Origin of the sequence: Microtetraspora sp. NBRC 16547, from assembly GCF_030268965.1 — a bacterium.
Lineage (GTDB): Bacteria > Actinomycetota > Actinomycetes > Streptosporangiales > Streptosporangiaceae > Microtetraspora.
This window is the reverse complement of sequence record NZ_BSSE01000008.1, coordinates 105115-124929: the sequence shown is the minus strand read 5'-3', so window position 1 is coordinate 124929 and position 19815 is coordinate 105115. Positions and strand designations below refer to the sequence as shown.

Sequence of the window (19815 nt, the reverse complement as noted above, 5' to 3'; positions counted from 1 at the left end):
GCATGCCTGGCCGGTTCACGGGCGTGAGGCGGTTAGCCGGCCAGACGATCGAGGTTCTCCAAGAGGGCTCGAGCACGCTGTGCCTCCGGATGGTCGGCACCATGGACCGCCACCATGTCGGCGAGAAGAGGCCGCAGCACCTCGCGCGCCCGCTCGTGGTCACCAAGCTTGGCGAGAAGTTCGCCAAGCTCCCGCCGCAGCTCCAGCGTCAGCGGGTCAGAGTCGCCCAGGGCGGATCGCATGTCCGCGAGCAGCACCCTCATCTGCGACAGGGCGATCTCGTTTCGCCCAAGGGCCGCGGAGCAGAGCGCCTGATTGAGGCGGCAGCCCAGCACTGCCTGGTGGTCGGACCCCAGCATTCCGGCCAGTTCAGGCAGGAGCTCCTCGTACTCCCTGGCTGCTTGCTGGTAATCCCGAGCGGCGAACCGCGAGTCGGTCAGGCGCATCCGGAGCGCGAAGACCACCGGGTGGGCCTTCGGCAGGACGTCATCGGCACCACGTAGCGCGCTTTCCAGCAGCTCGATGGCCTGGCTGAACCTCCCGTCGACGGCCAGCTCCTCAGCGCGTTCGTTCGCGGCGAGGAGCTCAGCCTCGGAGAACCTGGACACACCGGCCGGTCGGGGAGCCGGTACGCGCGGGCCTGTGAGCGCGGTCGCCGCGATGCGTTCGACGACGGTGGCGTACATACGCATGGGATCGGGTGACGGTGCCGCGGTGGTCGCCCCCGGCAGTGGTGGCAGGGCGACCACGAAGGGCAGCAACCGCTCGTACACCTCCCAGGCCCCGGTCGGCCGGGAGGCGGCCTTCTTCGCCAGGAGTTCCAGGACCAGCTTTTCGAGCTCGACGGGCACATCCGGTCGTAGTGACCGCAGTGGAGGTGGCGTCTCGGAATAGTGGCGGCTCATCTCCGCCACCGTGTGCGCGGACTCGAAAACCCGTGTGCCGGCGAGCAGTTCGTGGAGCACGCATCCAAGGGCGTAAAGGTCGCTCTGGGCGCTCGCCTTTCCGGTGATGGCGAGCTCCGGGGACATGTAGTACGCCGTCCCGACTCCTTCCCCAACCCTGGTGATCTGGGTGATGTCGGCCGAGCCCAGCACGGCCACGATGCCGAAGTCCAGCACCTTCACCGTGCCGTCGGGGCACATGATGAGGTTCCTTGGCTTGAGATCCCGGTGGATCAACGACTCCGCATGGGCGACCGTCAGCACCGAGCAGATCTGAGCCGTGATCGCGGCCGCCCAGGCGACTGGAAGGGGGCGGTGTTCATGGAGCAGGTCATGAACACCGATGCCGTCGATGAACTGCATCATCAGGTAGAGCGACTCCCCGTGAGCGCCCACGTCGTACACGACCGGCACACCTGGGTGCTGGATCCTCGCCGTGACTCGGGCCTCCCGCCGAAACCGCTGTTCAGCCTCCCGGCGTCGATCCAGGGTGGGAAACGCGTCCGCACGGATGAACTTGGCGGCGACATGCCGGTCAAGGGACTTATCGAAGCCCTTCCAGACCTCGCCGTATCCGCCCCTGCCCAGGAACTCGACCAACTCGTACCGCTCGGCGATGACATCGTCCTGCTTCACCGTGACCCCACCTCAAAGGATCGTGATGGCCGGAGACACCGTTACGGCACGGCAGCCATTCGCGGTCATTCCACCCCTTCGCTGTTCCGGATCATCTTGTAGACCTGCCTGCGGCCAAGCTCAGTGATCCGTGAGCGGAACAGCGAGTCGTCATAGAACCGCTGTACCAGGCCGGTGTTCCCGGTGTGCCGCTCAACGACGACCTTCTCCAGATGGTCGGCGAACACCTCACCGAAGTTGGCCTCGTCGTTGACCAGGGCCGCGGCCTTGAGTGAATCGTTGCTCACCGCTTCCTCGAACTGCTGCTCCACCCAGATCTGGTCGGCTTCGGACAGGCCAAGGCCGTACTTGTCATTCATGGCGGCGATCAACCTGCGCAACGACGTCAACTCCGGATCTGGTGCCGCGCCACCGGCCCCCGAAGGCGCGGGCAGCGTGACCTCTTCTTCCTTCGACAGGCTGATGTCGTGTTCACCGGTCTGGGTGATCTTCAGATGGGTGAGGTCGATCTCACCCACGTCCACGGCCGGATCCTCGCGACGTGGCAGCCGGTTGAGCAGGAACCGACCGAACAGGTACAGCCGTTCCAACTCGGGATCGACATAAGGGACGATCTGCGCGAGGAACCCGTACAGGCGCACGTACACACGCAGATCGCCACGGAACTCCTCTGCCGAGTCGCTGTCACTTTCCGCGTCTTCCTTCTGCCGCTCGACAAATCGCTGTACGGCGGGTTCGGTGAACCGGTAGAGCGCGGCATGCGCCTTCTCCCACTCCCGCTGCGTCGCCGACGTGCGTTCCGCCTGCAGATACGACTCAGCGAGGGCCTGCATCTCCGACTCGACGAGCAGGGCGTGCCCGAGTACGGCCGACTCCCGCACGTAGAGCAGGTTTGGGTCGATCTGCTCGCTGGCCGTGCCCTCGTAGTACGGCTGGAACGCCTCTTGGATCTCCGCCGCCTCGTTGGCGAAGTCCAGCACGAAGATGTCGCCCTGCGACTTGAGCCGGTGCGTGCGATTCAGCCGTGACAGCGTCTGCACCGCGGCCACGCCCGCCAGCTTCTTGTCCACGTACATGGTGGTGAGCAGCGGCTGGTCGAAGCCGGTCTGATACTTGTCGGCCACCACCAGGATCCGGAACTCCGGCTTCTCCTCCGCGTTCGGCGAGCTGTCGTCCGCTCGGCAGTAGGCGAACCGCTCCGGGAGCTCCTTCTCGCTGAAGCCGTTGAGCTTGGCCTCGGTGTACTCAATCTTGTCGACTTCGAGAGCCTGAGAGAACGCGATCAGCGTCCCGCAGTCCGGGTAGCCATGGGTCTCCACGTGGCTGCGGATCGCCTGGCCGAGCCGTACGGCATGCTCACGTGAACGAGTGACCACCATTGCCTTGGCCCGGCCGCCCATGCGGTGCGCGGTGTGCCTGCGGAAGTGCTCCACAATGATCTGCGCACGCTGCTGCATGCTCGTCGGATGTAGGTCGGCGAACTGCGCCAGCAGCGCCTGGCCCTTGCGCTTGTCGACGTCACGGTCGTCGGGCTCGGTGCTGACCAGCCGCCAGAACGTCTTGTACGTAACGTAGTTCTTCAGCACATCGAGGATGAAGCCCTCCTCAATGGCCTGCCGCATCGAGTAGATGTGGAACGCACGCGGCTTGCCGTCTTCACCGTCCACGCCGAACAGGTGCAGTGTCTTGTTCTTCGGCGTGGCCGTGAACGCGAAATAGGAGAGGTCGTCGTGCCTGCCACGGGCCAGCGCGCTCGCGGTGAGCGGGTCTCCATCAGGGTCGATGTCGTCGCTGCCGAGCTTCAACAGCACCTTCTTGAGGTCTGCCGCCCCTTCGCCGGACTGTGACGAGTGTGCCTCATCCACGATCACGGCGAATCGCTTACCTCTCAGCCCCGTGACCTTCTGGAGGATGTAGGGGAATTTCTGCAGCGTGGTGATGATGACCTTCGCGGTCTCGCCCTGCAACGCTTCGGCGAGTTGGTCGGAGTGCTGGTCGATGCGTTTGACCACGCCGGGAGTGTGCTCGAACTGGTAGATCGTCTCCTGGAGTTGGCGATCGAGCACCACCCGGTCCGTGATGACGATGACCTTGTCGAAGATGCGCTGGTTCGGGCCGTATCCCTTGGCCACCGCCGACTCGTCCAGTTCCGCGAGAGCCGCCGGCGTGTGCAGATTGGACAGCGCGTGCGCCAGCCAGGCGATCGTGTTCGACTTGCCGGAACCTGCCGAGTGCTGCACCAGGTAGTTGTGGCCCGCGCCGTACTGCCTGGCATGCGCGGTCATCTTCCGCACCGCGTCCCACTGGTGGTAGCGCGGGAAGATCAGGGGCAGCTTATGTGCCTTCCCGGGATACGGCTTGCGCCCCTTGCCCTTCTTCACATCCTCATCGTCGACGTGCAGGAACCGCCTGAGCAGGTCGAGCCAGGTGTCTGGATGCCAGATCTGCTTCCACAGATACTCAGTGGCGTAGCCACTGCCGGACGTGGGATTGCCCGCGCCTCCCGGATTACCCGCGCGTCCTGTACCCATATTGAACGGCAGGAAGCGGGTCTTGTCCCTGGCCAGCCTGGTCGCAACGAAGACCAGGTCCGGGTCGACGGCGAAATGCACCAGCGTCCGCCGGGCGAACAGTGCCTCCTTGGGGTCGCGGTGCTTGCGATATTGCAGCTTGGCGTCCTCGACGGTCTGACCGGTCAATGGGTTCTTCAGCTCGGCGGTGGCCGCCGGGATACCGTTCACGAACAGTGTCAGGTCCAGCTCGTCGTTGCTCTTGGCCGAGTAGCGGAGCTGTCGGACGACGCTGAGGATGTTCTTGCGGTACGGCTCGAGCGCGTCGGCGGCAATCGTGTGCGCGGGCCGGAAGTAGGCGAGCTTGAAGCTGATGCCCCGGTCCTTCACCCCGTGCCGGAACACGTCAAGGGCGCCCTCACTGTCGATCGCCTTCGCCACGACCTCCGCGAGACGGCGTTTGGCTCCCTCGTCGTCCCCGGCCTGCATGGTGACCAGGCGGGCCCACTCCTTGGGCTGGGTCGCCTGCACGAAATGCATCAGCTCGGTTGGATTCAGGGCCAAGCCATGGTCGTACAGGCTGCTCGCGCCCCTCACCCAGCCCGAATCGAGCAGCACGCGCTCGATGGCGTCCTCGAAGACCTTCTCGTGATGCACGGGGGACATGATCACGTTCCTTTCGACAGATGCGACCGGAACCATTCTGTCCGAATCGGGCAGCGGCCAAGTGGTCATCGGGGAAGCTCGACGGCCGGTCACCTCCCTCAGGCGACGGACCAAACAGGCTGCGCCCTATCACGAAATCCGGAATAATACTCTATCCGCATGCGGAAGAATATGTGATTCTATTCGTCGCTTATCAGTCGTGGTAGTTCTCGTTAATGCCGAGTGATATATCGGAGCCCTTGCGTGACACCCTCGAGCGGCTGTCGGATCGGAATTGCTCAAGAAGCGAGGCGACGATCCAGGCGGACATCCGGCAGCTTCCGCTCATCGGCGGTCTCGGCCTGGCCAAGGAAGACCTGGAAGTCAAGCTCGAAACCCAGGTCGGGGGACGCAGGTGGATGTCCTCACCGCGCGCCCTGGTTACCCGGCGACCCCCCGTGCAGTCGTGACATCAATCTGCCCAGTAACCACCGCCGTGATCAGCGCCTGCCGTCGTTCTGCAAGAAGCTCAAGCTGACGATTAATGCTGGCTCGCAGAGCACCGGTAACCGCTTGCTGCTCCGTCACCCTCTTGATACCGAGGCGCTGCTCAGTGAGATCAACATTGGGAATCGGCCACTCCTTGATTTCCTCAGTCTTGAGGTTGGCCATGGACAGGGACGTTCCATGCGAAGCCGCTGCGCAAAGATCTCTGATCTTTGTCCCCCGAGAGGCCAGTGCGACAAAGTGTGGATCCAGACCAGATATCAGCTCAATTCGGAAGATCTTGTCACAAAGCAAAAGCTTTTCGCGCACCTCTGGGACGACAGCCGCCGCTCCGACTAATAGCGGCGTGTTGGCGCGAGTTATCAACAAGTCTCCTGGGCGAACCTCGTATCGCCGCTCGGGAGCCACCGCGTTAGGCAGTCGCTTGTTCTCCTCCGGCCAGAATCGACCGTGTTTGACGCTGCTGACTTTGAGGACTCCCCACTCATGCATCTCGGCGGGGGTGTTGTCGCATTGAGGGCTAGATCCCTGCTCGATCCGGCGGATCGATCGCCGGAGAGGCTTCACACCAGAGCATCCCCCCAGGCGATCGAGCTCAAGATCCAATATTGCTCGATCACGCTCGTTCAGTTTATCGAGCACATGACGCTGGAGCATTTCCATTCGAGCGATCCGAGTGGTCTCAACGTCAAGGAAGTCGGCGATGCGCCGCTGCTCTTCAACCGGTGGGAGTGGAATTCTGAGCTGCTCAATATCTGGCATATAGATCGTCTTATGTGTGGATCCCGCCGCGACCCTGCGGAGGTCAGGCGCCATCGCGCGCAATGCGTGAAGCAGATATCGAGCTTCAAGCTCCGGACCGCATGTCCAGGTCGCGAAGTCTTGGCTAGTCGCCATATTGCGACCCATGATCGCCGAGAAACCGACCGACGCGGTTCGGGAGAGGATCACCGTCCCGGCCGGATGCAGGACCGCGGCGGAATTCGCGAGTCCGAGACGGCTGATCTTCTCCTTGGTCTCCGCTATGGTGTCTCGGGTCCCATCCCGAAACTGCCATACGTCAGCGAGCGTGATCCAGGGAAGTGTGCAGTCTTCCCAGTACTCCGGATGCTGACGGCTGGGCGTGTGACCAGTTCCCAACTTGGCGACATATCTGATCGGCACCGTTGGCCACCGAGACTGCTCAAGCCATGGCGCGAGTTCAGCGACACTCACTTCGTCACCTCGCCCAAAAGCTTCTGAATTTCGGCTTCCAGGGATTTGAGTTCGGCGTCGATTTCTTCGAGGGGGCGCGGAGGCGTGTAGACGTAGAAGTGGCGGGTGAAGGGGATCTCGAAGCCAATCTTGGTCTTGGAGTGGTCCACCCATGCCTCAGGGACGTGTGGGAGGACTTCTCGCTTCAGGTACTCCTCAATCTCGGCCTCCAACTGCGCCGGAGTGGCATTCATCGAGGTCAGCGACACGTTCTCGTTGTCCCGCAGATCGGAGTCCGGCAGCGAAGCGCCCCTCCGGTCGGTCTGCAGTTCACCCTCGGGGTCGCTGACCGACACCTCGGCCCAGATCGCCTTCTCCGCTGGCGCGGGCAGCTTGCCCAGGCCGTTCTCCCGCAATGCCTTGTCCAACAGCCCGACGAACTCCAGCTTGGTGCCGCTTGCCGTACCGGCCATGGACCTGAGCGCGGTCAGCAGGGCGTCACAGTGCTCAAACTTGAGGACCGCCTTGGTCTCGGCCACCGCGTCGGCGGTCTCGGCATTCACCTCGAACCGCTGCCGGAGCGGGCGCTCGACGGCAACGCGCTGGTAACCGAAAGCGTGGCGCGGGAACACCTTCACCTTCGCGTGGTGCTCGTGCTCCGGCTCGGCTGCAATCTTCAGCGCGTCCTTGTAGATCGCGGTCAGCTCGGCGATCTGGTCGTCGGTGACGAGCTTGCGCTTGTCACCGAGAGACTTGCGCATCTTGGCCCAGTGTTCGCGACCGTCGAGCAGGATCACCTTGTCCTTCAACGCGGGGGCCTTGCGGTTTGACAGGATCCAGAAGTACGTCGAGATGCCGGTGTTGTAAAAGAGCTGGTCGGGCAGCGCGACAATCGCCTCCAGCCAGTCGTTCTCCAGGATCCAGCGGCGGATCTCCGACTCCCCCGATCCGGCCGCACCAGTGAATAGCGGCGAGCCGTTGAAAACGATCGCGATGCGGGAACCGCCCTGCTCGACCGGCTTCATGTGGGAAATCATGTGCTGGAGGAAGAGGAACGAGCCGTCATTGATCCGGGGCGTCCCCGCGCCGAACCGGCCAGTCCAGCCCTGGTTGTCACGCTCATCCTCGACCTGCTTCTGCACCTTCTTCCACTCCACACCGAACGGCGGGTTGGCCAGCAGGTAGTCGAACCTCTTGTTCTCGTGACCGCGAAGGGTGAACGAGTTGCCGAAGACGATCTCTGACGGATCCTGGCCCTTGAGCATCATGTCCGAACGACAGATCGCCCACGACTCGGGGTTGAGCTCCTGGCCGTAGACCTTGACCGTGGCCTTCTTGTTGTAACGCTTGATGTGCTCCTCTGCGGCAGACAACATGCCGCCTGTGCCGCAAGCCGGGTCGTAGACCGTACGGATGATGCCGGGCGTCATGACGTCCTCATCGTCCGGGGCCATCAGCAGGTTGACCATCAACCGGATGACCTCGCGCGGAGTGAAGTGCTCACCCGCGGTCTCGTTGGAGATTTCGGAGAACTTCCGGATCAGCTCCTCGAAGACGTAGCCCATCTGGTGGTTGTCTACCACGTTCGGGTGGAGGTCGATCTCGGCGAACTTCGCGACCACCAGCCAGAGCAGCCCGGCCTCATCGAGCCGAGCAATCTGCTCGTCGAAGCGGTACTTCTCCAGCACCTCGCCCGCGCCCGGTGAGAAGGCGCCGATGTAGGCGCTCAGGTTCCTGGCGACGTTGTCGGAGTCGCCGGTCAGCCTGCCAAAGTCGAGCTCACTGGTGTTGTAGAAGCTCTCGCCCGAGGCGTTCTTCAACATGCGGTCCTTGGCCCCGTCCGGCAGGCTGCTGCCCGCGAGCTCCCTGGCCTTGGCCAGTACGGCGGCCTTCGTGGGTTCCAGCACGCAGTCGAGCCGGCGCAGCACGGTGAAGGGGAGGATGACCTTGCCGTATTCCGACTGACGGTAGTCCCCACGCAGCAGGTCGGCCACCGACCAGATGAAGTCCGCGTACTTCTGGTGGTTGCTGCTCACCGTGTTCCCTTCAAGTTTTCTGTTGTGGACGGCTGGACGGTTCCGTGCGTCAGGCCGTCGGCCATCAACTGGACCAGGTCTTCGCCCAGCGCCGCCGCCTGGTGCAGGGATGACTCGAACACGGCCAGGCGCCGGAAGGCCTCGCCGTACCTCCGTTGCTCCTCGATCGGCAGGAGAGGCACCTCCGCACGTCGTACATCTACTCGATAGCGCGACGACATGGAGCTGCAATGGCGCAAATTGATGGAACTGCAAATAAAGCCCGCCAGGAAATCGGGGTCGAGCAGCTCCGGATCGGGCCGCAGCAGATGCAGGTGGGACCCCAGTACAGCGCCCCCCTCGTGGATAACCCGGGCGACGAGCTGCTGCGTGACCTGGGGCACCACCACATCACCCGGGTGGGTGAGGATCGTCTTGCGCACCGCGCGCTCAGGGGTCGTCCCCGAAGCGGGTTGCCCTGCAGCGACGTCACCGGCGGTGAGTACGGCCGAGCCGTCCGGCACCTCCGACTCCTCGCCAGGCCGGAGCGGATGCTGATAGTGGACGGTGAGCATGCCGCGCCGTACGAGCTCGGACAGCGGGATCAGCGGTAGGTCCCGCGGCTTAGTGACGGTCTCGGCCACGGGCACCAACTTGGCGAGAGCGTGCAGCAAGTCCACCATCCGGTTTCCCGCGCCGGTGACCCGCTCGGGAGATGTCGCTCCCTCGACGGCCGGGGACAAATATCTGGCCGGGATCAGGTCGACGTCATCGTCAAGCACATCGATGAGCGGGACGGAACGGCTCAGTCCCGGCTCGTCCAGCTCATGCCCTTCAACGAACGCTCGCCATGCCTGCACGGCGGACTGGGCGTAGTCCTCCGGCCTGGCCGAGGTGTCGACCATCAGGACATGACTCGGAGACCGGCCCTCGCTCGGCCGCTGAAGGACCCACAGGGTCAGCGCGACCGCCATGTTGGGCATACTGCCCATCGGGAGGGCGATGACCGCGCGCAGCGCTCCGCGCCGCAGGAGCTGGGCCCGGATACGCCGCCCGGACCTTCGGTTCGCGACGGCTGGCGGCATCAGCAGCACAGCGACGCCTCCAACCTGGAGATGAGCGAGCGCGTGCTGCGCCCAGGCGAGTTCGGACTCCACCCGAGGCGGCAGGCCGTACTCCCATCGCGGGTCGGCGGTCAGCTCCTCGTGTCCCCAGTTGCGGTCGTTGAATGGAGGATTGCACACCACCGCGTCGACGAGCTCACCGGGAAAGGCATCGGCCCGGAGCGAGTCTCCGGCGCGGATCTCCACGTTGTCGCTGCATAGCGCGAGCCGTACGGCGGTTAGGTGCGCCGTCACCCGGTCGGCGTCCTGTCCCATGAGCCGTGTTCCGGGTCGGTGCTCCAACGCTCCAAAGAGGAAGCCGCCAGCCCCGCAGGCTGGGTCGAAAACGGACCCGACATCCTGACCGGCGAGATCCAGCGCCAAAGAAACGATCTCCGGGGGCGTGAAGTAGACGCGCCGGGTGTGCACCTCGAAATACCGCTCACGCAGGAACTCGAAGGTGTCCCGCGTGCCACGTTCCTCCGCGAGCCGTGCGATCGATCGGATCAATGACATGCGGTTCCGGGGCAGCCGCTCGGGAAACGCATCGCCGCCAATGATCCCGGCGCAGGCCGTACGAATCCGGCCCGGGAGAGCCGCCACCACGCTGGCGTCATCGTCACTGCTGGAGAGCTTTCCCCAGTCGTCCGCCTCACGGTGGATGTACACGAGGAAGGCCCCCATGTCCGCGATAAGATCGGCGAGATCGTCGTCGTTGACCGCCGCCCGGAGCTCCTGCCAGAGCCACTCGTCAGCAGGGAGCCGTCTGCCGTCTGAGTGACCGCGCAGCCACCCCTGGATCTCTACGAGTGAAAAGGCCGGGCTCGTGGATGTCCCTCCGACCGGCTGCGGGAAATCGTCGTGACGGCGGCGCCAATTGCTCACCGCCGCGCGCCCCACCCCAGCCATCCGGGCAATGTCCGCCGCTGTCACCTGGACGTCTTGCCGCACGTGTGGACTGCCTTCCGTAAACCTTCCCCGATGCAGATCGGACCATAGCTCAATCGCTGTTCTCGAGCAACGTCCCATGATGTGTTGGTTGATAGTGTCAACACATGCTCTAATGGTCGACACCTGACTCTCCAACACCGTCACGGAAGGGATCGATGGCCGTGATCTCCCCCACCACGCGCCTCAAGTCACTGCGTCGCGGACGCGCGATCCATCTCCTGGACATCGAGAACCTGACCGGGTCCCCCCGCCCAAGCACGGACGAGGTAAAGCAGGTGATGGCCGCCTATCAGCGCCTCGTACGGATCGGCCCCATGGACCAGTTCGTCGTTGCGGTCAATCACAACGCGCTGGTCGCGGTGGGAGTCGCACTGCGCGGCGTGCAGTTGCTGGCCCGGTCCGGACCCGACGGTGCCGACCGGGCACTCGCCGAGGCGGCCCGGACCGACCGGATCGACCTGCGGTTCGAGCGTGCGGTGATCGGATCAGGAGACGGTTACTTCGCCGATCTCGCTATCTGGCTGACGGGCAACGGCCTGCACGTCACCGTCGTGTCCCAGCCTGGGCACCTCAGCTGGCGCCTCTATGCAGCCGTCCCCGACGTCGTGCGGCTCGAACTGCCCGTACGGCAGGCGGCCTAAGGCCATCCCGCCGCATGAAGGTCAGAAAAGCCTGACACACAGCGGAATTTCCTGATAGATCGTTACAACTCGTGCATGACGAGCGTCATCCCTGTACTGCCCACTCACACAGTGCACCCCCACCGGAGGAAGTATGGGCGAGGCCGAACGGTCAGCTGTGATCGCAGAGGAGCAGCGTGCCGTAGATCACGCGTATGACTGTGTCGACCTGGACAGACACAAGATCAGCCGTTTCCTGGAACGATCCCGCTCAGATTGTCCTGACGCCGGACTCTCCTCCCACACGGACGTCCCGCGGGAGTACGGCAGGCGCGAAGACCTTGGTGGCCTCCCCCTAGTCACCATGCGGGTCGATCTCACCGAGGATCCGGATGACAAGCTGACCTGGTATCTCGGCCGTGACACCGTACGGGACGGCGAGGGTGAACTCGCCGTCGTGAAGTGGACCGCTCCGCAGGCGATCAAGTGGCGGCTGGCCACCCCCGACAAACCTGCCGACGTCCGGCGTCGACGCAGACTGCGGTGCGACGAGCGCAAGGTACTGGACTACATCGATGACGAGATCCAAGCCGCCGCCTCGGAGAGGGCACGGGCGCTCAGTCCGATGGACGAACCTGCCGATCCGTTCCTCCTCGCCGACCTCGATCTGGCGCGCGACGGCATCATGCGCGACATCGTGGAGACGATACAGCGGGACCAGCTCCGGCTGGTGTCCGATGACCACCCGGGCCTGATGGTCGTCCAGGGCGGTCCGGGCACCGGCAAGACCGCCGTCGGCCTACACCGCGTCACCTGGCTGCTGGACAACGAACACTTCACCGCGAGAGAAGTGCTCGTCGTCGGGCCGCATGGCGGGTTCCTGCGATATGTCGGTCAGGTCCTGCCCCGCCTCGGCAGTCGGGGCGTGAGCACGGTGGACGTCACCCGACTGTGGGATGGCGAGGTCCGCGGGACGGACGAGCCGCCCGCCCGGATGATCAAGTCGGACGAGCGGATGGCGCAGGTCCTGCGTCGCGCGGTGGAAGGCTACATCCGTCTCGAGACACTGACGAACGGGACCGACGAGGCACTCAGCGTCAGTTTCCGGGGAGCCAGTCTCCAGGTCGCGTTCTCCGAAGTCGCCGCCTTCGCCTCGGAGGCGCGGGACGCGGCCGGCCCTTATATGGTCCGCCGCCGCCGGTTCGTCGACATGCTCCTCGATCGGTTGATGCACGAGTACGCCACGGTCACACGGACGCGGATGGACGACAAGACGTTCCGTTTCCAACTGGAGAAACAAGCGCGGGTGGCGACACTGCTCAACTCCGTCTGGCCGGCGTTGAACGCCGGGCGCGTGCTGCGCGAACTGCTGGGCGACACGAAATCGCTCCGGAAGGCATCCACCGGACTCTTCACCACCGAGGAACAGCTCGCCATCGCCCGCCCGCAGGCCCGCCGGATCACGGACGAACACTGGACGATCGACGACCTGGTCTGCCTGGAGGAACTGCGCCACCTGCTGTCCGGAGAGGAACCACAGCGGTATCGCCACATCGTCGTGGACGAGGCGCAGGACCTCACTCCCATGCAGGCACGGTCTTTGGCCCGGCGCTGCCCGAGTGGGTCCATGACCGTGCTTGGTGACCTGGCGCAGGCCACCGGAGCCCGGCAGTACGACGTCTGGGGCCGGCTCGCGAACATCCTCGCGGGAAGCGCCCCCTGGCATATCGCGGAGCTCAGCACGGGATATCGCGTGCCCACCGAAGTCATGAACTTCGCCGCCCCGCTGGCCGCCCTCATCTCACCTTCAACGGCCTTTCCCGTATCGGTGCGCCCGCCAGCCGAGAGCGCCCTGACGTTGGTGCCGGTCGACCGAGAACACTTTGTGGCCGAGACAGTGAAGCGGGCGCTCGAACTCGCAGCATTGGATCGAGAACAGGCCAGGTCGGTTGCTCTGGTCGTTCCCGACGCGGAGACGGGGCGAGAGCTATCGGCCGCCTTGCCGGAATCGATGGAGCAGGTCTCGGTCATTCCCGCGCCGCTGGCCAAAGGGCTGGAGTTTGACCACGTGGTCGTGCTGGAACCCCGCGCGATCGCCGAGCAGGGCCCAGCCGGGCTCCGCCGGCTCTACGTGGCGATCACCAGATGTACTCAGACGCTGACCATCGTGCACTCAGCACCGCTACCCGTCGTACTCGGTGGCCCTGAAGACCTCGCTGTTGTCGAGGCCGAGCCAACCGTCTCCCGAGGAACCGCGGTCACGGCCATCATGGACGACATGCCCCCTTCCGAACGGTACGACAGCTATCAGGATTTCCTCGCTTCCCTAAGGGAACATGTCAGCGCTGACAGGCGAGACTTTCCACATGAGCGGCTGCGCCACAGTCTCATCTCCGACCTGTACGGCGCCCGCCTCCAGCCACTGAGCGACTCGCCCTTGGCCGATATCACCTGCCAGACCCCTAACGGATCCGCTGTCTACGAGGTCGTCGCCAAGGACGTCTCAACGTACGCGCAGATACGGAAGGCCGCCGTACGCCTGCTGGAGATCGACGGGGCCATGGACGAGCGTGCAGACCACCTCTTTCTCGTCCTCGCCGAGGCGCCTCAGGATGCCTGGGCCATCGACCTCCTGGACGAGACGTTCAACGTCTCCGTGATCTGGAAAAGCGGCACTGGATGGGAAGGCGCCCACGCGGACATTGCCTTGGGAGAGGTGCAGTCAGTGGCGACGCCGCACGAAGAGTAAGCACGCGCGGGCGGCCTTACTGGGACATTCAGGGGACCGTTTCCTGACCATCAAATTTCAGCCCCTACGCCACACGAGGAAGATTCGTTGTCGACGACACGTGAAAACTGACCCCCAGGCGACGACTGAAATCTGACCCCTCTGCTGTCACCGTGGAGGGTGATCAAGGTGGAGGACTGGGCGGAGATCCGCCGCTTGAGCCGGGCCGAAGGGATGCCGATCAAGGCGATCGCTCGGCGGATGGGCATCTCGAAGAACACCGTGAAACGCGCGTTGGCGGCCGAGGAACCGCCGAAGTACCAGCGGGCGAGCAAGGGGTCGATCGTGGACGCGGTGGAGCCGCAGATCCGGCAACTGCTGAAGGACTTCCCCGACATGCCCGCGACCGTGATCGCCGAGCGGATCGGCTGGACGAACTCGATCACGGTGCTCAAGGACCGGATCCGGACCCTGCGCCCGCACTACAAGCCCGCCGATCCGGCGTCACGAACGACGTATCAGCCGGGCGAGCTGGCACAGTGCGATCTGTGGTTCCCGCCGGTCAAGGTGCCGGTGGGCGCCGGACAGGCGGCCAGCCTGCCGGTGCTGGTGATGGTCTGCGGGTACTCGCGGTGGCTGATGGCACGGATGCTGCCCTCACGAGCGGCTGGCGATCTGTTCACCGGGATGTGGACGCTGCTGCGCATGCTGGGCGCCGTGCCCAAGACACTGGTCTGGGACAACGAGAGCGCGATCGGGCAGTGGAGGGGCGGCCGGCCGCAGCTGACCGGTGAGGCGAACGCGTTCCGCGGCACCCTGGGAGTGCGGATCCTGCAGTGCAAACCAGGCGACCCGGAGGCCAAAGGGCTGGTCGAGCGGGCCAACGGCTACCTGGAGACCTCGTTCCTGCCGGGCCGCTCGTTCACCGACCCGCACGATTTCAACGCGCAGCTGGATGGCTGGCTGGCGCATCGGGCCAACACCCGCCATCACCGGCGGATCGAGTGCAGGCCCGCGGACCGGATCGTCACCGACCTTGCCGCGATGGTGCCGCTGCCGCCGGTTGCGCCGGTGGTCGGGTGGCGCACAGCGACCCGGCTGGCGCGCGACCACTACGTGCGGGTCGCGTCCAATGATTACTCGGTGCACCCGTCGGTGGTCGGCCGGCTGGTCGAGGTGATGGCCGACCCGCAGCAGGTGACCGTCACCTGCGCGGGACAGGTAGTGGCCCGCCATGAGCGGTGCTGGGCCACCCACCAGACCATCACCGACCCCGACCACGCCCAGGCCGCGGCGGCGATGCGACACGCACAACGCCTCCAACTCGCCGCCCGCGTTCCGGCCGATATCCAGGTCGAGGAGCGCAGGCTCGGCGATTACGACGCTGCGCTGGGCGTCGAGGGGGTGGCGTGATGGCCTCCGCCACGACTACCAGCGCGGGTGTCGGCAGGAACGTTGCGGCCGAACTGGCCTACCTCACCCGGGTGTTGAAGGCCCCGTCGTTGCACGCGGCTGTCGAACGGCTCGGTGAGCGGGCCAGGGCCGAGTCCTGGACGCATGAGGAGTTCCTCGCCGCCTGCCTGCAGCGGGAGGTCGCCGCCCGCGAGTCTCACGGTGGTGAGGCTCGCATCCGCTCAGCCCGCTTCCCCGCGCGAAAGGCGTTGGAGGACTTCGACTTCGACCATCAGCGGTCCCTGAAACGGGAGGTCATCGCTCATCTGGGCACTCTCGACTTTGTCGCCGCGAAAGAGAACGTTGTCTTCCTCGGCCCGCCCGGTACTGGCAAGACTCACCTGTCGATTGGCCTGGGTATCCGGGCCTGCCAGGCGGGGCATCGGGTCGCTTTCGCCACCGCTGCTGCGTGGGTCGCCCGTCTCGCTGACGCTCATGCCGCCGGGCGGCTCCAGGACGAGCTGACCAAACTCGCTCGCATCCCCGTCCTCATCGTTGATGAGGTCGGCTACATCCCTTTCGAGCCCGAGGCTGCGAACTTGTTCTTTCAGCTGGTTTCCAGCCGATACGAACGCGCGTCGCTGATCGTCACCTCCAACAAGCCGTTCGGCCGCTGGGGTGAGGTCTTCGGTGACGATGTTGTCGCTGCTGCGATGATCGACCGCCTCGTCCATCATGCCGAGGTCATCAGCTTGAAGGGAGACAGCTACCGGCTGAAGAACCGAGATCTCGGTCGTGTTCCCGCAGCCGAGACCAGTAACGACCATCAGTAACAAGCCGTGGCAAACATCAACGTCAGGGGGTCAACTTTCAGGCGTCGATAAGGGGTCCGTTTTCGAGCGTCGTTGACAAGATTCGCTCCCGTGACAGACACGAAGCCGCCCCTGCTCAGCACCGATTCCATTGGTGCGATTGCAGACATCGCACGATCAACTCGTGACGCGGAACGCGCGTTCTCCTCGGTCGGCATCACGCTGCGCAGGAGGCCCGCCACGACGCATAGCGGCACCACGGTCGTTCCCAGCACGGCGAGCCATGTCTCCACCACGCTTCGCGGTCTCGACCTCGCCGATCCCGGCGTGGTCAGCGCCGTATTGCGCGCGACGATGACGCTGGCCGAGATCTACGAGTCGGCGCCTTCGACGGACAGGAGCAGGCTGGTGCGGCTACGCCACTGCCTCGCCGCCGACGGGTTCCCGCTCGACCCCAGCGGGGATCCGATGGCCGCCATCCGCGCTCTGGGCACCGCCGCCTCGGACGTCCTACCGGACGCGTCAGCCATCCGTGTCGAGTTGGCCCGACTGGAGAGATCCCTGGACGACGACCCCAGCCTGGCGATCGGTAAGGCGAAGAACCTCATCGAGGCCACGGCCAAGGCCGTTCTGGCTCAGCAGGGTCAGCCTGTCGGCAACAACCTGAACATCCCCACTCTGGTCAGAAAGACGATGGAGGCTCTGGGCGTCCACCCGGACCAGGTCGACGCCGCCACGTCACCCATCGTCCGGGCCATCCTGAGTGACCTGCAGGACATCGCACTTAGAATCGGCACGCTACGGAACAAGGCCGGTGACGGTCACGGCAGTACGTCCGCCGTGACCGGGATCGCGGCCAGGGACAGCCGTCTCGCGGTACGCACAGCCATCGCCTGGTGCGCATACATACTGGACACGCTCAGCGAACCCGGCGGACCATCACCGGCGTCAGGTCACTCCGGCAGTCCTGGCTGAGCCGCTCGCTGGGCGAACTCCTCACGTAGGTCGGAGAGCAGCTTCAGCCCGTTCTCCGTCGCCGCGTACCAGAACTCCCAGCCGTTGCAGCTCTTCACGTCGAGCACGGCGCAGGCGGCACCCGATGGCGTATCGAAGGTCTCGCCGTCGACGTCGATCTTTCCGTCCGAAGTCACGACCGCGGTCGCGTCTGTCCCGCGCTGGTGATCGATAAGGGTGGCGCCGACCTCCAGTAGGCCGAGGTCGATGAGGTCGGCGATCTTGACGCCGAAGACGCCATTAGGTTTCGGCACGGCCTCCAGGGCACCAGGGGCCGGGTATTTGGGGTGGTAGGACTGGTCCCGCAACAGGGTGAACGCGTCCCTAGTCACCTGCGCCATCAGATGACGGCGTGCCGTCAGGAAGGACTGGTAGTCCATCGCATGCCAGTTCTCCGGGAGGGCGTGCAGGTAGGCGTGCCTGGCCAGCTCGCCGGAGGGCAGGTTCGCCTCGGCGACCTCCTCCGGCCAGTACGCGGAGGGTTCCCTGTCGGAGATGGCGATGTTGGTGTACCACTCAACCAACGCCATGTTGGCGATCTGGTTGATCTTGTTGGTGTCCGTGACCTGAAGTGTTCCACGGAGATGCTTGCGCGGGAACAAGTGATGCCGTTCGATCCCTCTCTTGGCGATGACGGCGGGGTCGAGCCGGGCTCTGACGCGGATGCGGGACAGCAGCGCGGGCGCGTCGTGGATGTTGAGAGCGGCGATGTATGCCATTAGCGCCGGGGACTTCGCCGCTGAGGTGGCCAGGCCGTTAGGCAGCGTGATCGTCCAGAAGTCGTTGGTCAGCGTGTCGTTGATCAGGTTGTCGAGCGTCTCGCAGTAGCCGTCCGTGTCTCCGGGGGCAATGCCATCGAGCAGGGCAAAGTCCCGCTCCGCCTGGCTCTCGAACGAGCTCGAGTAGCGACCGGTGGTGTGCGCCATGAAGAACCAGCGCGCGATGACCTCGCGAAGCCGGGGAATCGGCACGCCGTAGTGGACCTTGCCGAAGAGCCACATCGCGTACGTGAACAGGATGGCGTTGTCACTGGAGATCATCTTGCTGCTGCGGAACCCGGCACGTTCCAGGCACAGGAGGAACTCGTGCCAGTGGGTGAGATTGAGAACGTGCGCCTGGGCCTCTTCGAGCTTTGCGAATCGCTCCTGCCTGCCCTGGGGAGAGTGGCTTCCCGACTCCGGATCCCGGCCACGCAGCAGGGTGTAGACGTTCTTCAACACCGCTCGCTGGAAGGCCAATGCGACGGTAACGCGGAGCAACTGCGGCGGCTGCGGCTGGATGTACCAGTTGAACGGGGAGGCCGTGTCGAGCGTGGGCGTCTTGGCGGCTCGGCAGAAGTCCTCGAGTTCCCGGCGGCCCTTCTCCCAGAACACGCTCATCAGCGTGAGGATGAAGTCGGCCTGGTTGAGCGTCACGCCCTCGCTGTTAATCCGTACGAAGATCTCGGCAACGCGTTCCTCGTCGACGTTGCTGGACAGCTCCATTACCTTGAACAAGTATCCGTCCAGGCCGCGCAACCGGCCCAGGGTCTCCGCGAGGCGATCGCTCTCGGCCTGGTCCAGGCTGCGTTTGGCCGTCAGCCGATCGTGGAACTCCCGTACCGTCTGAAGGAAGCTCTCCGCCGTCCAGAGCACGCTGATGTCCGGAATGAACTCGGGGTCTTTCTCAATGGCCGCGTCGGTGACCGCGAAGGTCTCGTCCGCCGGGCGGAATGCGATTCGAATGCGGGCCGCGGAGTAGTCCTCACGCAGGACCTCCATGCCCTTCATGACCGCGTACAGCGAGGTGAGCCGCTGCTGTCCATCGACGATCAGATAGCGAGGGACGGCTTTTCCGGTGCCGATCTGTCGGGCGCCCGGGTCGGCGTCGGTTTCCCAGAACAGCAGGAAGCCGACCGGGAACCCCTTGTACATGGAGTCGAAGAGTGAGCGGACCTTGGTCGCCTGCCAGACAAACGGACGCTGAATGTCGGGCAGCGCGATCTGCCCGAGATCGATGGCCTGGACCAGAAAGCTGACGGGGTAGCTGGAGTCCTTGAAAAGCATCGCAGCCATGATCACCTACAAGTCGGGGGCGAGGTAGCTGATCATTAACCCTAGCTGCGGAGTTCGAGGTCGTCCCTGGACTTGGAAAATCATCAGGACCTGGAGTCCATGGCTTCTTGTCCCGATTCCACTTGACACCCCAGTCCGATCGCCATCGCCACATGCGAGAGCTGGCACAGGGATGTCCATGTTCCCGATGGGCACGTCGCGGAGCGGATGATGTGCACCGCTTGCGTGCGCTCGGGGACATCCGCCAAGACCGTTGACGAGGTTCGCGGTCGAGGCGCGACCACTTCCCGATCATGGAATTGTGCACGATCTGTGCACGCGAGCACGCCACGAGCACGCAGAGGGGGGATCTCTATTCCAGAGAAGCCTTGAACTCTGCGTTTCCGCAGGTCAGGGCCATGATGATGAGCGCGCCCTGAGGGATTCGAACCCCCGACCGTCGGATTAGAAGTCCGATGCTCTATCCGGCTGAGCTAAGGGCGCTCGTGCCTAATTGTGCATGATCCTGCGAGTAGGTACGTACCCGGTCGGGCGACTGTTCCCCCGTGCGACCCAGGAAGATCAGATATGGGATGACCTTGGCGGGAGGAGTCGCCGGAATCAGGACCGTGACGCGGCTTCGGGAAGGGGGGCGCCCGAGGGGCTGCCACCACGTCCGATCAGGAAATCCGCTCCCCCGCACGACGCCGT

The 19815-nt window shown here is 64.6% G+C and carries 11 protein-coding genes, 1 tRNA gene and 1 pseudogene; 6 read left to right on the top strand and 7 right to left on the bottom strand.

Features of this window, described 5'->3' with window-relative positions:
* Nucleotides 1-32 precede the first annotated feature (32 nt).
* The 5 genes from QSK17_RS14235 to QSK17_RS14215 form a co-directional block, all read right to left on the bottom strand.
* Nucleotides 33-1580 (bottom strand): serine/threonine-protein kinase, encoded by a 1548-nt coding sequence (locus QSK17_RS14235; protein WP_285705166.1) that lies wholly within the window; start codon nt 1578-1580, stop codon nt 33-35.
* A gap of 65 nt (nt 1581-1645) precedes the next feature.
* Complete coding sequence (locus QSK17_RS14230; protein WP_285705165.1) at nt 1646-4756, bottom strand: type I restriction endonuclease subunit R; 3111 nt, start codon at nt 4754-4756, stop codon at nt 1646-1648.
* A gap of 420 nt (nt 4757-5176) precedes the next feature.
* On the bottom strand, nt 5177-6457 hold the full coding sequence (locus QSK17_RS14225; protein WP_285705164.1) for a restriction endonuclease subunit S: 1281 nt from the start codon (nt 6455-6457) through the stop codon (nt 5177-5179).
* Entirely contained in the window at nt 6454-8472 is a 2019-nt protein-coding gene (locus QSK17_RS14220) for a type I restriction-modification system subunit M (protein ID WP_285705163.1), read from the bottom strand. Before QSK17_RS14220 ends, QSK17_RS14225 begins: the two co-directional genes overlap by 4 nt.
* Entirely contained in the window at nt 8469-10463 is a 1995-nt protein-coding gene (locus QSK17_RS14215) for an N-6 DNA methylase (protein ID WP_285705162.1), read from the bottom strand. The genes QSK17_RS14220 and QSK17_RS14215 overlap by 4 nt, the downstream gene beginning before the upstream one ends.
* 197 nt (nt 10464-10660) lie before the next feature.
* On the opposite strand from QSK17_RS14215, the gene QSK17_RS14210 reads away from it, so the two are divergent.
* From QSK17_RS14210 to QSK17_RS14185, 6 genes and pseudogenes are all read left to right on the top strand, one after another.
* A complete protein-coding gene (locus tag QSK17_RS14210; protein ID WP_285705161.1) occupies nt 10661-11146 on the top strand; it encodes an NYN domain-containing protein in 486 nt (161 codons plus the stop codon).
* A 133-nt stretch (nt 11147-11279) separates the two neighbouring features.
* Nucleotides 11280-11654, top strand: a pseudogene (locus QSK17_RS36410) (hypothetical protein); the annotation flags it as partial.
* A 225-nt stretch (nt 11655-11879) separates the two neighbouring features.
* On the top strand, nt 11880-13874 hold the full coding sequence (locus tag QSK17_RS14200; RefSeq protein WP_285705159.1) for a HelD family protein: 1995 nt from the start codon (nt 11880-11882) through the stop codon (nt 13872-13874).
* Nucleotides 13875-14033: 159 nt separating this feature from the next.
* Nucleotides 14034-15266, top strand: a complete 1233-nt coding sequence (istA, locus tag QSK17_RS14195; RefSeq protein ID WP_285705158.1) for an IS21 family transposase — start codon at nt 14034-14036, stop codon at nt 15264-15266.
* Entirely contained in the window at nt 15266-16078 is an 813-nt protein-coding gene (gene istB, locus QSK17_RS14190; RefSeq protein WP_285705157.1) for an IS21-like element helper ATPase IstB, read from the top strand. The genes istA and istB overlap by 1 nt, the downstream gene beginning before the upstream one ends.
* Before the next feature lie 90 nt (nt 16079-16168).
* On the top strand, nt 16169-17032 hold the full coding sequence (locus QSK17_RS14185) for an abortive infection family protein (RefSeq protein ID WP_285705156.1): 864 nt from the start codon (nt 16169-16171) through the stop codon (nt 17030-17032).
* Here the strand turns inward: QSK17_RS14185 and QSK17_RS14180 are convergent.
* Together QSK17_RS14180 and QSK17_RS14175 are read right to left on the bottom strand one after the other, a co-directional pair.
* Nucleotides 17011-19125 carry a GmrSD restriction endonuclease domain-containing protein gene (locus QSK17_RS14180; protein WP_285705155.1) on the bottom strand — a complete coding sequence of 705 codons (2115 nt, stop codon included), beginning with the start codon at nt 19123-19125 and terminating at the stop codon, nt 17011-17013. The genes QSK17_RS14185 and QSK17_RS14180 overlap by 22 nt on opposite strands.
* A gap of 409 nt (nt 19126-19534) precedes the next feature.
* Nucleotides 19535-19608, bottom strand: a tRNA-Arg gene (locus QSK17_RS14175).
* Nucleotides 19609-19815: the final 207 nt, after the last annotated feature.

What these genes read in the sequence shown, in the direction of transcription:
- QSK17_RS14210 (WP_285705161.1), top strand. Translation starts at nt 10,661, where the DNA reads ATGGCCGTGATCTCCCCCACCACGCGCCTCAAGTCACTGCGTCGCGGA.
- QSK17_RS14200 (WP_285705159.1), top strand. Translation starts at nt 11,880, where the DNA reads ATGGTCGTCCAGGGCGGTCCGGGCACCGGCAAGACCGCCGTCGGCCTA.
- QSK17_RS14215 (WP_285705162.1), bottom strand. Translation starts at nt 10,463, where the DNA reads ATGGCTGGGGTGGGGCGCGCGGCGGTGAGCAATTGGCGCCGCCGTCAC.
- QSK17_RS14230 (WP_285705165.1), bottom strand. Translation starts at nt 4,756, where the DNA reads ATGTCCCCCGTGCATCACGAGAAGGTCTTCGAGGACGCCATCGAGCGC.
- QSK17_RS14180 (WP_285705155.1), bottom strand. Translation starts at nt 19,125, where the DNA reads ATGGCTGCGATGCTTTTCAAGGACTCCAGCTACCCCGTCAGCTTTCTG.
- istB (WP_285705157.1), top strand. Translation starts at nt 15,266, where the DNA reads ATGGCCTCCGCCACGACTACCAGCGCGGGTGTCGGCAGGAACGTTGCG.